This window comes from uncultured Bifidobacterium sp., from assembly GCF_945269915.1.
Classification (GTDB): domain Bacteria; phylum Actinomycetota; class Actinomycetes; order Actinomycetales; family Bifidobacteriaceae; genus Bombiscardovia; species Bombiscardovia indica.
This window is the reverse complement of record NZ_CALYOY010000008.1, coordinates 30,098-44,488: the sequence shown is the minus strand read 5'-3', so window position 1 is coordinate 44,488 and position 14,391 is coordinate 30,098. Positions and strand designations below refer to the sequence as shown.

General features: G+C 63.8%; 15 protein-coding genes. 10 read left to right on the top strand and 5 right to left on the bottom strand.

Going from position 1 to position 14,391, the window contains the following annotated elements; genetic code table 11:
- The first annotated feature begins 135 nt into the window (after positions 1-135).
- Together Q0K62_RS02690 and Q0K62_RS02685 are read left to right on the top strand one after the other, a co-directional pair.
- Positions 136-1,314, top strand: a complete 1,179-nt coding sequence (locus Q0K62_RS02690; protein ID WP_297316434.1) for a 4-hydroxy-3-methylbut-2-enyl diphosphate reductase — start codon at positions 136-138, stop codon at positions 1,312-1,314.
- A gap of 75 nt (positions 1,315-1,389) precedes the next feature.
- The gene (locus Q0K62_RS02685) at positions 1,390-1,989 is read left to right on the top strand and encodes a VTT domain-containing protein (protein ID WP_297316433.1); all 600 of its coding nucleotides are present in this window, start codon (positions 1,390-1,392) and stop codon (positions 1,987-1,989) included.
- 116 nt (positions 1,990-2,105) lie between these two features.
- On the opposite strand, the gene gap is transcribed toward Q0K62_RS02685, so the two are convergent.
- The 5 genes from gap to Q0K62_RS02660 form a co-directional block, all read right to left on the bottom strand.
- Positions 2,106-3,161 carry a type I glyceraldehyde-3-phosphate dehydrogenase gene (gene gap / locus Q0K62_RS02680; protein ID WP_297316432.1) on the bottom strand — a complete coding sequence of 352 codons (1,056 nt, stop codon included), beginning with the start codon at positions 3,159-3,161 and terminating at the stop codon, positions 2,106-2,108.
- A gap of 189 nt (positions 3,162-3,350) precedes the next feature.
- The gene (locus Q0K62_RS02675; RefSeq protein WP_297316431.1) at positions 3,351-3,764 is read right to left on the bottom strand and encodes an arsenate reductase family protein; all 414 of its coding nucleotides are present in this window, start codon (positions 3,762-3,764) and stop codon (positions 3,351-3,353) included.
- A 68-nt stretch (positions 3,765-3,832) separates the two neighbouring features.
- Entirely contained in the window at positions 3,833-4,657 is an 825-nt protein-coding gene (locus Q0K62_RS02670) for a thiamine pyrophosphokinase (RefSeq protein WP_297316430.1), read from the bottom strand.
- A gap of 41 nt (positions 4,658-4,698) precedes the next feature.
- Positions 4,699-5,058 (bottom strand): AzlD domain-containing protein, encoded by a 360-nt coding sequence (locus Q0K62_RS02665; RefSeq protein WP_297316429.1) that lies wholly within the window; start codon positions 5,056-5,058, stop codon positions 4,699-4,701.
- Positions 5,055-5,804, bottom strand: coding sequence for an AzlC family ABC transporter permease (locus Q0K62_RS02660; RefSeq protein WP_297316428.1), 750 nt, complete (start codon positions 5,802-5,804; stop codon positions 5,055-5,057). The genes Q0K62_RS02665 and Q0K62_RS02660 overlap by 4 nt, the downstream gene beginning before the upstream one ends.
- Positions 5,805-6,082: 278 nt before the next feature.
- Here Q0K62_RS02660 and msrA point away from each other — a divergent pair, with 278 nt between their 5' ends.
- The 8 genes from msrA to Q0K62_RS02620 all read left to right on the top strand — a co-directional run bounded on the left by msrA (position 6,083) and on the right by Q0K62_RS02620 (position 14,273).
- Positions 6,083-7,096 (top strand): peptide-methionine (S)-S-oxide reductase MsrA, encoded by a 1,014-nt coding sequence (msrA, locus tag Q0K62_RS02655; RefSeq protein ID WP_297316453.1) that lies wholly within the window; start codon positions 6,083-6,085, stop codon positions 7,094-7,096.
- A 97-nt stretch (positions 7,097-7,193) separates the two neighbouring features.
- A complete protein-coding gene (gene asnB / locus Q0K62_RS02650; protein ID WP_297316427.1) occupies positions 7,194-9,083 on the top strand; it encodes an asparagine synthase (glutamine-hydrolyzing) in 1,890 nt (629 codons plus the stop codon).
- Positions 9,084-9,434: 351 nt separating this feature from the next.
- On the top strand, positions 9,435-10,196 hold the full coding sequence (gene infC / locus Q0K62_RS02645; protein WP_297316452.1) for a translation initiation factor IF-3: 762 nt from the start codon (positions 9,435-9,437) through the stop codon (positions 10,194-10,196).
- Positions 10,177-10,371, top strand: coding sequence for a 50S ribosomal protein L35 (rpmI, locus tag Q0K62_RS02640; RefSeq protein ID WP_297316426.1), 195 nt, complete (start codon positions 10,177-10,179; stop codon positions 10,369-10,371). Before infC ends, rpmI begins: the two co-directional genes overlap by 20 nt.
- A gap of 49 nt (positions 10,372-10,420) precedes the next feature.
- A complete protein-coding gene (gene rplT, locus Q0K62_RS02635; RefSeq protein WP_297316425.1) occupies positions 10,421-10,804 on the top strand; it encodes a 50S ribosomal protein L20 in 384 nt (127 codons plus the stop codon).
- Between the two features lie 114 nt (positions 10,805-10,918).
- Positions 10,919-12,694 carry a fused MFS/spermidine synthase gene (locus Q0K62_RS02630; RefSeq protein WP_297316424.1) on the top strand — a complete coding sequence of 592 codons (1,776 nt, stop codon included), beginning with the start codon at positions 10,919-10,921 and terminating at the stop codon, positions 12,692-12,694.
- A gap of 89 nt (positions 12,695-12,783) precedes the next feature.
- Positions 12,784-13,506 carry a lantibiotic protection ABC transporter ATP-binding protein gene (locus Q0K62_RS02625; protein ID WP_297316423.1) on the top strand — a complete coding sequence of 241 codons (723 nt, stop codon included), beginning with the start codon at positions 12,784-12,786 and terminating at the stop codon, positions 13,504-13,506.
- A complete protein-coding gene (locus tag Q0K62_RS02620) occupies positions 13,503-14,273 on the top strand; it encodes an ABC transporter permease (RefSeq protein WP_297316422.1) in 771 nt (256 codons plus the stop codon). Before Q0K62_RS02625 ends, Q0K62_RS02620 begins: the two co-directional genes overlap by 4 nt.
- Positions 14,274-14,391: the final 118 nt, after the last annotated feature.

Genomic DNA, 14,391 nt, shown 5'->3' with positions numbered 1-14,391 from the left:
TGGTGAAAGAGTGGACCCTTGCATGGCAGCGAGGACCCGCTCCACCTACCATGTGCATGTATCGGCAGTCGCACCCGGGCGGAGATTCAGGGAGACGTCTGCCGGGGTGGGTCATGCTTCCGTAAGGAGTCTTCAGTGTCAGGGTTCAGAACAACCGGTGTCGGGCAGGTCGCGGCTCAGCCCGGGCCCCAGGTCCTCAAAGACGACCGGGAGGTCATCCTGGCCGACCCGCGGGGGTTCTGCGCCGGGGTGGACCGGGCCATACAGACCGTGGAGACCATCCTGGACACCTGGAAGCCGGAAGGTGCGGAGGCGGCCCCGGACAATCAGGGTGACGGGGTCGGGAACCCCGAGATTCAAGCCGACCTGCCACCGGTCTATGTGCGGCGCCAGATCGTTCACAACCGTCATGTGGTGGAGGACCTGTCGAACCGTGGAGCCGTGTTCGTCGATGAGCTCGATCAGATCCCGGATCGTGCCGCCCAGGCCGGGGTGCCGGTGGTCTTTTCGGCCCACGGCATCGCACCCTCGGTCCAGGAGGAGGCCAGGAGGCGGGGGATGGAGGTGGTCGACGCCAGCTGCCCCCTGGTCAGCAAGGTCCACCGGGAGGTCCATCGTTTCGTCCGTGACGGGTACCAGATCATCTACATCGGCCATCGCGGTCATGACGAGGCCATCGGGGTTGTGGGTGAGGCTCCGGACCATGTTCACCTGATCGAGCACCAGGAGGACGTGGAGCACCTCTATTTCATCCCTGATACCAAGCTGGTCATGCTGACCCAGACCACGCTGAGCCTGGACGAGACGGCCGATATCGTTGCCGCCCTGCACCGTCGTTTTCCCTGGATCGAGGAGCCGCCTGGGTCCGACATCTGCTACGCCACCCAGAACAGGCAGCATGCGGTCAAGTTGGTGGCCAGGCATGCCGACTGCGTGGTCATCGTCGGGTCCGCGAACTCCTCCAACTCGGTCAGACTGGTCGAGGTGGCCCAGGACGTCCTTGATGAACGGTTCCCGGTTGGTGACGCGGGTGCCGGCCATCCCGGGCCCGGCAGGGCCTACCGGGTGGACGATGCCGGCGACCTGGATCCCGCCTGGTTCCAGGGGGTCACCAAGGTGGGGCTCTCATCCGGTGCCTCGGTGCCGGAAGACCTGGTCCAGGGTGTCCTGGATGCCCTGGCCGGGTGGGGGTTCGGGAGGGTCACCTATGCGGAGACCGTCAAGGAGACCATGCACTTCGTCCTGCCCTCGGCCCTGCGCTCGCGTGTTGCCTCCACGGGGACCGGGGCCGCGGCTGCACCATCCGGCGCGTAGGCGGCCGAGTACCGGTCGGGATATCCTTGGGGCTGTTCCAGCAGGCGATCCCGGAAGGGCGGAAGGGCGGTGCCCATGTTGCAGGCAATCAACACCTGGCTTCTTGCCGCCGTCTCCGGCGGGTGGGGGCTCCGGGCCCTCTTCCTGGCAGCCTTCCTCGACGCCCTGATCATCCCCATCCCCACCGAGCTGGTGGTCCTGGCCACGGCCACCTCCTTCAGGGCCTGGGGGTCGCCCCTGCCGGTCTGGGTGGTCCTGGTCTGCACCCTGGCCTTCACCCTGGGTGATGTCTGCACCTACTGGCTGGGCAGACTGGTTCCCCTGCGGCGGATCGTCTTCTTCCGTGGCGCGGGCGGGAAGGCCGTGATCTCATGGGCCCACAGGGCCTTTGAGTATGGAGGCGGGTTCTTCACCGTGGCCTCCCGGTTCGTACCCTCCGGGCGGACCATCATCAACCTGACCGCAGGAGCCGCCCGTTACCCACTGGGCAGGTACATCCCCCTGTCGGCCCTGGCCGGATGCCTCTGGGGTATATACATGTGGATGCTGGGATACCTGGCCTCGGCCTGGCTGGCCAACAACCCCCTGGCCGTCATGGTCCTGGGCTTCCTGGTCGGCATGGTGGTCGGTCTCTTCTGCGACATGCTCATGAAGGCCGTCTCGCGTCATCGTTGAGCTCGGCTTCCCGACCGGCCCGCACCGTCTGGTCGTTCAGGCATGGAAAAGGGGCCGCCCCTGGTTTCAGTTTCAGGGACGACCCCGGTGACCGATTCAGTGAATCGGATCGGTGCTCACTCGCCCAGCTCGGCGAAGTAGAGCAGGGTGCGGATCATGTTGCTGGTGAAGCCGTACTCGTTGTCATAGAAGGCAACGGTGCGGACCAGCTGGTCATCACCGTGGGTGTTGACATCGGTCTGGGTGGCATCGAAGATGCCGCCGTGGGTGTCGCCGATGACATCGGAGGAGACGATGCCCTCATCGTTGTAGCCGTAGTAGTCGGTGCCCTCGAAGGCCTTCTTGGCGGCCTCGTTGATCTGGTCGATGGTGACCTTCTTGTCGAGGACCGTGGTCAGCTCGGTCACGGAGCCGGATGGGACGGCCACACGCTGGGCGTGGCCCTGCAGCTTGCCGTCCACCGAGGGAACGACCTTGCCGATGGCCTTGGCGGCACCGGTGGAGTGCTCGATGGTGTTGATGGCGGCTGCACGGGTGCCACGGGGCTTGCTGCCCTTGGGGCCGTCCAGGAGCATCTGGGAGCCGGTGTAGGCGTGGATGGTGGTCATGTAGCCGATGCGGATGCCGAAGTTGTCGTCCAGCATCTTGACCATGGCGGCCATGGAGCCCGTGGTGCAGGAACCGGCGGAGATGATCTTGTCGGAAGCCTTGAGGATCTTTTCGTTGACGCCGAAGACCACGGTGGGGGTGGTGTCATCCTTGGCGGGGGCGGAGATGAGAACCTTCTTGGCACCGGCGTTCAGGTGGGCCTGGGACTTTTCGGCGGAGGTGTAGAAGCCGGTGCACTCGAGTACGTAGTCCACACCGTCGTTCTTGACCCAGGGGATGTTGTTGGCGTCCTTCTCGGCGTAGACGGGGTATTCCCTGCCGTCCACCACGATGGCGGTGTCGGTGGCGGAAACCTCGACCGGGGTGCCGTCGTCATGACGGAAGTTGCCCTGGGTGCTGTCGTACTTGAGCAGGTAGGCCAGAATCGACGGGGTCGTCAGGTCGTTGATGGCCGCCACCTCGATCTCGGAGGCGTTGCCGCCACGGGCCTGCAGCTCGAAGATGCGACGGAAGGCCAGACGACCGATACGACCGAAGCCGTTGATGCCAATCTTTACTGTCATTAATTTCTCCCTTGGAGACCGGCCGCATACAGAACAAGTGCCTCGGGACTGTACACGTCCACTTACTGATAACATCTCATACTTTAATCGGTCGCCTGTACTTTAACCAAGCGGAAGCCCGGGAAATGTCGGGGCAAAAACGAACATGAAAAATGTTGGGAAATGTTGTACCTTCCTTAAGAGAAACGATCACGATTTGTGAGAATTCCCGTTCACATCCGCCTGCCACCGCTCCCACTCCGGCTGGCGGAACCCGACCAGGACGGTGGACCCGTCCACCAGGATGGGTCGCTTCACCAGCATCCCATCGGTGGCCAGTAGGCGAAGAGCCTCCTCCCGACTCATCTCCGGCAGCTTCCTGCCCAGCTGCATGGACCGGTACAGTTGCCCCGACGTGTTGAAGAACCGCTTGACCGGCAGTCCGCTACGCCCCTGCCAGGCATCCAGTTCTGGGTAGGTGGGGTTGTCACCTTTGATGTCACGTTCGTGAACATCGATGCCCCGGGACTGGAGCCAGGTCCGGGCCCTGGCGCAGGTCGAGCAGCCCCGGTAGCAGACAAAAAGCGGCTCGTCTTCAGGGTTTGTCGTGGATGCATGGGACATGATGATGACCTTTCGCTGATAGCGTCTTCCCCGGGCGTTTCCTCAACCCTGCTCGGTTTCCGTTTTGGTCAGGCCAGCCAGCGGGAGGGGTTGGTGCCGACGATACCCAGGGAGGGGGCCGGGACCATGTCCGTCCGCCAGTCCGGGGTGGGGGCCGTGTCCGGGTAGGTGATGTAGATGATTCCCCGGTCCAGGCCGATCCGGGCGGGGGTGCCGGGAAGGAACTCATTGCTGACCCCGGTCACCTCCAGGTTGGTCATGGTCATACCCTCGACCTGGTACTTGAGCCCCCGCTCGGTGATGCCCTCCGACCGGTCCGTGGCGGAGAGGACCGAGACCATGGCCCGGTCTCCGCAATGCCAGGGGGTGAAGGAGAGGGACCCGCGGCCGATGGCCGTGACGATCATCCTGTCGCCGTACAGGCAGGCACGGCCCCCTGAGGCCGCCACCATGGAAATCAGGTTCAGGTTGGCCAGGGTGTGGTCCATCCTCTTGCCCAGGCCACCGTATATTTGGAAGATTCGGCAGCCGGCCTCCCAGCCGAGTTTGACCGCGGCCAGCATGTCGGTGTCGTCCTTCTCGGCAGGCAGGCGCCGGTATCGGGTGGCGGCCGATGATTGCCGTGATGGAGATGAAGGTGGATCCAACGGGGTTGCATTGACGTCGTCGCCCTGGTCAGGGTCGGTCGGGGTCGGCCGGTGAGCGGCGGCGATGGAGTCGAAGTCGCCCACGACCAGGTCCGGAACGACCCCCTTGGCCGCCGCCTCGTCGGCTCCTCCATCGGCCGCGATGACCATGGCGGCGTCGGGGAATGCGGACTCCTGGCCGTAATACTGGCCCGCACCCCAGATCTGGCATATGTCGGTCTGGATGCCCTGGACTGGTTCCTTCATCCGGGTGCCGCCTTTCGTCGGGTCGTCCCTGCCGGGTTCGCTCACCATCCTAGGCCAAGTGCCTGGGCCGCCAGGGGAATCCACCCCTGGACCAGGGCCATATAGGTCAGGGTTCCGCAGGCGATGGAGGCCATCATGTTCCGTTTCCAGCAGTGCATCAGCACCGTGACCAGAAGGGCCACGGCCTCGTATACGCCGTGGTCGCCACCGGTCAGGGAGGTCTTGCGGAGGGAATAGACCACCAGCATTCCCATGACCGCGGCCGGAAGGACCTGGCCCAGGCGGGTCACGAAGGCCGGGGGTCGATGTCCCTCGGGCCAGATCAGGAAGGGGAGGAACCTGGTGGCCATGGTGCCCAGGATCACGATGCCGATGGTGAGGGTGCCCTGCAGCGTGGTCATGCGCCCACCTCCGGCCTGTCGGATCCGTAGAGGTTTCCCTGCCTCTTCCAGAGGGTCCGGTCGGCGATGGCAAAGACCACCACGATCAGGACCATGGAGGGGATGATGAAGTGGTCCGCTCCGAAGACCAGGAGGCAGATCAGGGAGGATGCCAGGCCGATCACCGCGGGGGAGTGGGTCCTGGTCTTCAACCACTGGTCGGCGAAGAGGACCGTGAACATGGAGGTCAGAACGAACTCAAGCCCCCGGGCGTCGAAACGCGCCAGATTGCCCAGGACGGCCCCTGCCGTGGCCCCGCCCACCCAGTAGGCCTGGTTGAGGAGGGTGATGAAGAACATGAACCAGCCCCTGTCGACCCCGGGCGGTTCCTTGTTGGAGGAGATCAGGGCGAAGGTCTCGTCACACATGCCGAAGATCAGGTAGGGCTTCTTCCAGCCGGTTCCCCTGAACCTCGGCAGCATGGCCAGTCCGTAGAAGAGATGGCGGGCGTTGACCATCAGGGTCAGGGCCAAGGCACCCAGGGGGTTGAAGGTGGAGAGCAGGAGATCCACGGTCACGAATTCCATGGAGCCTGCGAATATCAGGGCGCTCATGGCCAGGGGATAGATGATGGGGAACCCCTTGCTGGTCATCAGGAACCCATAGGAGATGCCAAGGAAGAGGAAGCCGGCCAGGATGGGCAGGGTCATGGGGAAGGCCGCCTTGAAGGCCTTGCCTGCCACCGAACCCGTCTTGGGATGATCCATCGTCTCCGCCTTCTTTCCTGCCCAGGGCCGCCCGGCCGCCCATACCGGTGTTCCGGTGCGGGTGCAGGGTCGGATATGCGCTCGATGGTAGTCCGAGGTGGAGTACTGCCGGGCAAGGTGTCGGAAATGTGAGAGGAAGGCCCTGAACGGAGGCTGCGCGGAATAGTGCCGGTCCATTCCCTGTTGACCTGCCAAGAGTCACAGGGACGATGGGAGGAATCATGAGAGGAATCAAGGATTCGTTCACGGCGATGCACGGTCGGCCGCATTCCCCGACCATGGTCACCGGGACCCGGACGGGGTCGGTCGGCCAGGCACCGCATGCTACGGGGAATCAGACCCTTACCCTGGCCGGCGGTTGCTTCTGGGGTGTGGAGCGCTTCTTCCAGGAGGTTGACGGGGTCACCGATACCCGGGTGGGGTACGCCCAGTCCAAGGTGGAGAACCCCTCCTACGAGGAGGTCTGCACTGGTGAGACCGACGCGGTCGAGGCCGTCAGGATCACCTACGACCCGGTCAGGGTCACCCTGCGCACCCTGACCCTTCTCCTCCTGGACCTGATCGACCCTTTCTCCCTGAACCGTCAGGGCAATGACCGTGGCCGCCAGTACCGGAGCGGGCTCTACTGGGAACCCGACAGGCGCGAGAGGGAGGAGCCGGTCTTCCGCCGGGCCATCCAGGAGCTGGAGAAGCGGACCGGGCGGCATCCTGTGGTCCAGGTCGAGGAACTGATCAACTTCTACCCGGCCGAGGAATCCCATCAGGATTATCTGCTCAAGCATCCGGACGGATACTGCCACATCCCCATGGAGGCCATCGCCAACGCCTCCAAGCGGCAAGGGTACATCGAGCGGGTCTGGGCCCTGGACCAGGAGAGCTACGAGGTCACCCAGCACGCAGCCACCGAACGTCCCTTCGACAACAAGTACGATGCGGAGTTCCGCCCAGGAATCTATGTGGACGTGGTCAGCGGGCAGCCCCTCTTCTCCTCGGTCGACAAGTACGACTCGGGTTGCGGGTGGCCGGCCTTCTCCAAGCCCATCGATCCGGACCTCCTGGTCGACCGGAAGGACTTCAAACTCCTGGGCAGGCCCAGGATCGAGGTCAGGACGGCCCAGACCGGCATCCACCTGGGGCATGTCTTCGATGATGGTCCGGCGGATCGCGGCGGACGCCGCTACTGCATGAACTCGGCCGCCCTGCGCTTCGTGCCCAGGGAGGAGATGGAGGCACGGGGCTACGGGGACTACCTGCCCCTGGTCGACGGCCGGGAGGGCGGACAGACGGCCTGAATTCCCGCCCGTCCGGGAGGAACCCGGGCGGGCACAGTTCAGACACATGCCTTTGCTATCGTTGATTCCTGGTCTGAATCTATAAGGAGTGCTGCCAATGTGCGGAATTGCCGGGTTTGTCTCTGATGCCCCTGCCGAGGAGAAGACGGCCGTCCTGAAGCGGATGACCGACATCATCGCCCATCGGGGTCCCGATCAGGAGGGACACCTCGTCGACGGGCAGGTGGCCCTGGGGTTCCGCCGGTTGAGCATCATCGACCTCCAGGGCGGCGACCAGCCCATCTTCAACGAGGACTCCAGCATGGCCATCACCTTCAATGGTGAGATCTACAACTACCGTCAGCTGCGCCGGGTCCTGATCGGGAAGGGCCATACCTTCACCACCGACTCCGACACCGAGGTCATCCTGCACGGGTACGAGGAGTGGGGCAAGGACGTGCTGACCCGCCTGCGCGGCATGTTCGCCTTCGTCATCTGGGACAGCGCCCGCAAGGAGCTCTTCGGGGCCCGCGACCACTTCGGCATCAAGCCCTTCTACTACACCATCATGAACGGGACCTTCATGTACGGTTCGGAGATCAAAAGCCTCCTGCAGCATCCCGACTTCCACAAGGAACTCAACAGGGAGGCCCTGCGTCCCTACCTGACCTTCCAGTACCCGGCCCTGCCCGAGACCTTCTTCAAGGGCGTCTTCAGGCTGCCCGAGGGACACTGGTTCACCTACCGGGACGGGAAGATGGACATCCACCAGTACTATGACCCGGCTTTCGGGGAGAGCAACCAGGACCTGAACGATCTGGTCGACTCGATCGACAGGACCGTCGAGGACTCCGTCAAGGCCCATCAGGTGGCCGATGTGGAGGTGGGCTCCTTCCTCTCCTCTGGTGTGGATTCCAGCTACGTCGCCGCCCTGGCCCGACCCGAGCACACCTACTCGATCGGATTCGGCAGGGGCACCTACAACGAGTCGGACCAGGCCGGTGAGCTGGCATCCATCCTCAAGCTCAACAACACGACCGAGTCCCTGGATGGTGACCAGGCCTTCCGGTACTTCCCGCAGATCCAGTGGTACCTGGACGAACCCGACTCCAACCCCTCATGCGTGCCCCTCTTCTTCCTCTCCGAGCTGGCCAGCCGCGACCTGCGCGTGGTGCTGAGTGGTGAGGGCGCCGATGAGCTCTTCGCCGGTTACGTGGACTACGGGGTGCACACCCGGTCCAAGATCATCAAAATGGTCACCCGGATGCTGGAGCACCTTCCCCGCAAGGCGCGCTATGCCATCGGCCGATGGGCCAAGGGGAAGCACTTCCACGGGGCCTGGCACCTCTATGCCAACCTGGCCCCGGCCGAAGAGAACTTCATCGGTCAGGCCAAGGTCTTCGAGGAGGATGAGGCCGGGCGGATCCTCAAACCCGAGTTCCGCAAGGCCCCCACGGTCAAGCAGATCGTGGGCCGGACCTATGGCCGCCTCGAGGGGCGGGACCTGTCCGAACTCAAGAAGAAACAGTATCTGGATATGCACCAGTGGATGCCCGGTGACATCCTCCTCAAGGCCGACAAGATGACCATGGCCCACTCCCTGGAGTTGCGTGTGCCCCTCCTGGACACCCGACTCATGGATGTGGCCGAAAAGGTCCCCACCAAGTACCTGATCACGGACGAGAACACCAAGTTCGCCTTCCGCAGGGCCGCCGACCGGCACATGCCGCGCGAGTGGTCCGACAGGGAGAAGCTGGGCTTCCCGGTCCCCATCAAGGACTGGTTGCGACAGGAGAAGTACTACCGCCTGGTCCGCTCGGTCTTCGAGCGGGACTATGTCGGCGAGTTCTTCGACCAGGAGGCCCTCCTGAAGATGATCGACGACAACTACGCCGGCAGGAACGACGCCCGGCGCAAGATCTGGACCGTCTATTCCTTCCTGACCTGGTATGACGACTACTTCGTCAAGGACGGCACCAAACCGGGGCTCTTGGACCTGGCCGACTGAGCGGGAACGGGAATCGCAGGGGTCGCCTGCGGATCGGGGTCCCCGTTCCGGGTCGTCATCAGGGTGGTCCTGGACTCGGCGAGGGGCTGGTGTGATCATGTCCACGACCTTGTGGTATAGTATTCCGTGGCTTGAGAAATCAAGAAAGTGGATATCCCACCTGGAAGCCTCCTGTGGCTTCGGGTTCACGATGTGGTTTGGGGCCGCCCGTTTCGGTCATCCAGGCCATACGGAAGGCAACGGTTCCCGTTCAGCGAAATGGTGCCGGCGTTCCTGCGGTGAATTCGATGCATGGGCTTGTTCGGGGGATTGCCCGCCTGCAGTGGGTGTTGTGTGAATTGAAAAGGAGTCATCATTAGCGACGAACCAAGGATCAACGACGAGATACGAGCATCTCAGGTACGCCTGATCGGCCCGAACGGCGAGCAGGTGGGGATCATCGCAACCTCGGTCGCTCTCAATCTGGCCAAGGAGGCGAACCTGGACCTGGTCGAGGTGGCTGCCCAGGCCAAACCTCCGGTCGCCAAGCTCATTGATTACGGCAAGTTCAAATACAACGAGAAGATCAAGGCCCGTGAGGCCCGTCGCAATCAGAGCACGTCGGAAATCAAGGAGATTCGTTTCCGGCTCAAGATCGACGACCACGACTTCGAAGTCAAGGAGGGGCATGTGCGCCGCTTCCTGTCCGCCGGAGACAAGGTCAAGGTCACGATCATGCTGCGTGGCCGCGAGCAGTCAAGGCCCATCGGAGGAGTCGAACTCCTGCGCAGGCTGGCCGATGATGTGGCCGAGTTGGGATCCATCGAGTTCGCGCCCAAGCAGGAGGGGCGCAACATCATCATGACCCTGGCGCCCAAGGGCAAGAAGGTCCACACCCAATCCGAGCAGCGCCGCAGGGGCGGCCAGGCACGGGCCGAGCGTCAGGCACGGCAGGCGGCACGCATGGCTGCCAAGTCCGACGAGACCGATGTCAAGAAGCAGGCCGAGGCCAAGGCGGAGCAGCTCGTAGAGCAGGTCGATGCGGCCCCCACCCCCAAGGCGTCCAAGCCAACCAGTACTTCCCCGAAGAAGATGAAATCCAAGGAGGGCAGCAATGCCGAAGATGAAAAGTAACTCCGCCGCGTCCAAGCGAGTCCGGGTCACCGGTACTGGCAAGCTCATGCACGCAGGGACCGGCATGCGCCACAATCTTGAGCACAAGTCGGCCAAGAAGCGCCGCGCCCTCTCCACGGACGAGGTGCTTGCTCCGAGCCAGGCCAAGAACATGAAGAAGATGCTGGGCCGCTGAGCGGACCGTGGGTCATCGAGTTAGATTTTTAGAAAGCTGAGGAATATCTATGGCACGAGTCAAGCGGGCAGTCAACGCGCACAAGAAGCGCAGGGTCGTCCTTGAGCGGGCTTCCGGCTACCGCGGTCAGCGCTCTCGTCTCTACCGCAAGGCCAAGGAGCAGCTGCTCCACTCATTCAATTACAACTACCGTGACCGCAAGGCACGCAAGGGTGATTTCCGCAAGCTGTGGATCCAGCGCATCAACGCCGGATGCCGAGCCCAGGGCATCACTTACAACCGCTTCATCCAGGGTCTGCGTCTGGCTGGCATCGAGCTGGACCGCCGCGCCCTGGCCGACTTGGTCGTCAACGATATCGACACCTTCAACGCCATCGTGGAAGAGGCCAAGAAGGCCCTGCCCGATGATGTGAATGCGCCCGTAGCCGCCTGAGCTCATGCATCGGCCCCACCGATCACCGTTCGGGTATGGGCGCCAAACCGGTTTCCGAACCCCGCCCGGTGCGGGGTTCTTCCGTATTTGACGATTCACCCGGGAGACGGTAGGTTGATTGACGACATCAACGAGGGGGCCTCCATGACCGATGACCACACCCTGGTCGGGCAGGACGGTGCGGGGGTCCCCCGGGCTGACAAGGCGGACATCGGGAAGCCTCCGGCGGCCCGCCCCATACTGGGGTCACGGATATTCCTCTATGTGACCGAGTTCTTCTCGGGCATGGCCGTCATGGCCGCCGAACTGGGTGCCTCCCGCCTTCTGGCCCCCTACTTCTCCTCTTCGCAGATCGTATGGACCATCATCATCGGGACCATCATGATCGCCCTGGCCCTGGGTGCCGTGGCCGGTGGACGTTGGGCCGACCGGAACCCCGACCCGGACAGACTCTACCTGCTCATCTTGGCCGCGGCCGTGTGGATCGCCCTGATCCCCCTGGTCGGCAAGTATCTGATCATCCTGGTTTCAGGTCTCCTGATCGTCACGGTATCCACGAACTTCCTGGTCCTGGCGGCCTTCGTCTCCTGCCTGATCATCTTCGTTCCGCCCCTCTTCCTGCTGGGAACCATCACCCCGGGCCTGGTCAAGAACGCCACCGACTCCCTGGATGACAACGCCTCGGTGGTCGGTCGCCTGAGCGCCTGCAACACCATCGGGTCCATCCTGGGCACCTTCCTGCCCACATTCGTCACCATCCCGGCCGTGGGAACCTTCGTCACCTTCCTGATCTTCTCGGGGGTCCTCCTCCTGGTCGCCCTGGTCTACTTCCTCTCCTCCCGTGTGCACCGCATCGCCTGCGCCGTGGCCACGGTCATCTATGTGGTCTCGGCCGCCCTGTCGCCCCTGACCGGGTTCGCCTTCTGGGAGAATGGGCTGACCTACGAGGGGGAGTCCATCTACAACTACCTCCAGGTCAGAACCCTCTCGGACCGGACCGTCCTGTCGACCAATGTCCTCTTCGGGGTCCAGTCCGTGACCTTGAAGCATCCGGGCATGACCGGCATGTACTATGACACGGCCCTGGCGGCCCCACTCATGGCGGACCAGGCCCGTTCGGCCCTGATCCTGGGCATGGGGACGGGCACCTATGCCCGGCAGCTGAGACGGTACTACCCGCATATGGCCATCCAGGGTGTCGAGATCGACCGGTCCATCAGTGATCTGGCCGTCCGCTATTTCGACCAGCCCGCCGACCTTCCGGTCTCCACCTACGACGGACGGGCCTGGCTGGCATCCAGCAGCCAGCACTACGACCTGATCATGGTCGATGCCTACCAGGACATCACCATCCCCTTCCAGATGAGCTCCACCGAGTTCTTCACCCTGGTCAGGGAGCACCTGAACCCGGGTGGGGTCATGGTGGTCAACATGAACATGATCGACGACGGGCAGGGTTCCATCGATGCCGCCCTGACCGCCACCATCGCCCGGGTCTTCGGGACCGATGCCATGCTGGCGGCCGACGTGCCCCGGACCACCAACCGGGAGCTCTTCGCCAAGCGTCCCGGGGCCCGATCCGGGGGGCAGGCGGGTTCCGGCAGGAAGGCCAGGGACCGGTCCATGAAAGACTTCATCGGGTCCGGCCTCCTGACCGAGGCCGCCGGCAGGGTCAGCCGGGACCAGGACCTGGCCGACCAGATGGACCTGGTCGGTTTCCGGCTGAACCCGGTCCGGGATTCGGGTGGCCGGGTGCTGACCGACGACAAGGCACCGGTGGAGCTGCTGGGCGTGCACGCCATCGACGGAATCATCACCGAGGAGGCGGGCCCCTATCGGGAGATCCTCCGAAAAGAGGGGATCCAGGGCCTGATCAGGGAGGTCTCCTGAGTCAGGACGACACGAGTGGGACCATCTTGATGATTTCTTGAAAACTCGGATCCATCCTTGACCAGTCAACGAGGGGAAAGGAAGGACCCATGACTCTTATCGTCGAAACCAGAGGACTGACCAGGTGGTTCGGGCGTGGCGGGGACCGCAGGGAGGCAGTCAACCGGGTGAACATGCAGGTGGGCCGTGGTCAGATATACGGTCTCCTTGGGCCGAACGGGGCCGGTAAATCGACCACCCTGAAGATGCTGACCGGCATGCTGCGCCCCAGCCGGGGGAGCATCCTCTTCCAAGGGCATCCCTGGACCAGGGAGGACCTCTACCGGATCGGTGCCCTGATCGAGAGTCCGCCGCTCTATCCCAACCTGACCGCACGGGAGAACCTGCAGGTGAGGGCCACCCTCCTGGGCCTGGACCCGTCCTGCATGGACAGTGCCCTGCACACCGTGGGCCTGGAGGATACCGGGCGCAAACGGTCGGGAAGCTTCTCCATGGGGATGAAGCAGCGCCTGGGCATCGCCCTGGCCCTCCTGGCGGACCCCGACCTCCTCATCCTGGACGAGCCCACCAATGGTCTGGACCCCATGGGAATCGAGGACCTCCGTGCCCTGATGCGCTCCCTGGCCGACCAGGGCGTCACCATCATCGTGTCCAGCCATATCCTGAGTGAGATCGCCCAGGTGGCCGACCATATCGGCATCATCGCCCAGGGTCGGCTGGCCTATCAGGACCAGCTGGATTCCTCAACGGATCTGGAGGGGCTCTTCATGCAGGTCTGCCGGGACGCCTCCGACCAGGCGGGTGGACGATGAGGGGGTTCAAGGCCGCCTGCCGAGCGGAGGCACTCAAGGGACGGCAATCCTCCCTTCCCTGGCTGTGCCTGGGCCTGCCGGTACTGGTCGCCCTCATGGCCGCCCTCTTCTTCTTCCTTATGCCGGACTCGTACCGGGTAGCGCAATCGCCGCTGATGGCCTACGAACTCTGGAACTGGTGGGCGATCCTGCAACCGGCCCTCCTGGCCCTGGTCGCCGAATCGGTCATGCGTCGGGATTCCCGGCAACACCTCCGTCCTGTACTCCTGCTTCCCCTGGACCCTGGAGTCTCCTTCCTGGCCAAGACGGTGATCGTGCTGGCCTGGAGCCTGGTGGCCAACCTGGTCATATGCCTGGAGGGTTGCCTCCTGCCGGGTCTGATGGGGTTCGTTGCCACCCCTTTTCCAGCCGGTATGGCCGCCTGCCTGCTCAATGTCGCCACGACCGCTTGGCTGATCCCCCTGGGGCTGTGGGGTACGGCCGCGGTCGGCCCGACCTTTGGCATGGCCCTGCCCTTCCTCCTGGAGGTGGGCATCGGCGTGTCGACCTGGGATACCCCGATCTGGTGGCTCCTGCCCCCCACGGCCTCCATGAACACGACGGCGCCGGTCCTGGGAGTCCTGCCCAATGGGCTGCCCGTGGAGGCGGGGAGTGACCTGGCTGTCTTCGGTCTGCGCCCGCTCTGCTCCCTCCTGATCGCCCTGGTCTGCTTCCTTGTCCTGACCCTGGCGGGTTCCCGCTGGTTTTCCCGCAGTGAGGCGGTCTGATGCGCGGTGACCGTGTTCGCAGTCCATCCACAAGCCCTTGGCGGCATCCCGGTAGGTCCGGAGAGACCGCAGATCGCAGGTCCAGAGGGAAGAGGGGTCCGCAACCAGGGCAGACGTC

Bases quoted from the DNA above. Each gene is read 5' to 3' on its own strand.
- Q0K62_RS02685 (WP_297316433.1), top strand. From the start codon at position 1,390: ATGTTGCAGGCAATCAACACCTGGCTTCTTGCCGCCGTCTCCGGCGGG.
- gap (WP_297316432.1), bottom strand. From the start codon at position 3,161: ATGACAGTAAAGATTGGCATCAACGGCTTCGGTCGTATCGGTCGTCTG.
- Q0K62_RS02675 (WP_297316431.1), bottom strand. From the start codon at position 3,764: ATGTCCCATGCATCCACGACAAACCCTGAAGACGAGCCGCTTTTTGTC.
- Q0K62_RS02670 (WP_297316430.1), bottom strand. From the start codon at position 4,657: ATGAAGGAACCAGTCCAGGGCATCCAGACCGACATATGCCAGATCTGG.
- Q0K62_RS02665 (WP_297316429.1), bottom strand. From the start codon at position 5,058: ATGACCACGCTGCAGGGCACCCTCACCATCGGCATCGTGATCCTGGGC.
- Q0K62_RS02660 (WP_297316428.1), bottom strand. From the start codon at position 5,804: ATGGATCATCCCAAGACGGGTTCGGTGGCAGGCAAGGCCTTCAAGGCG.
- msrA (WP_297316453.1), top strand. From the start codon at position 6,083: ATGGTCACCGGGACCCGGACGGGGTCGGTCGGCCAGGCACCGCATGCT.
- asnB (WP_297316427.1), top strand. From the start codon at position 7,194: ATGTGCGGAATTGCCGGGTTTGTCTCTGATGCCCCTGCCGAGGAGAAG.
- rpmI (WP_297316426.1), top strand. From the start codon at position 10,177: ATGCCGAAGATGAAAAGTAACTCCGCCGCGTCCAAGCGAGTCCGGGTC.
- rplT (WP_297316425.1), top strand. From the start codon at position 10,421: ATGGCACGAGTCAAGCGGGCAGTCAACGCGCACAAGAAGCGCAGGGTC.
- Q0K62_RS02625 (WP_297316423.1), top strand. From the start codon at position 12,784: ATGACTCTTATCGTCGAAACCAGAGGACTGACCAGGTGGTTCGGGCGT.
- Q0K62_RS02620 (WP_297316422.1), top strand. From the start codon at position 13,503: ATGAGGGGGTTCAAGGCCGCCTGCCGAGCGGAGGCACTCAAGGGACGG.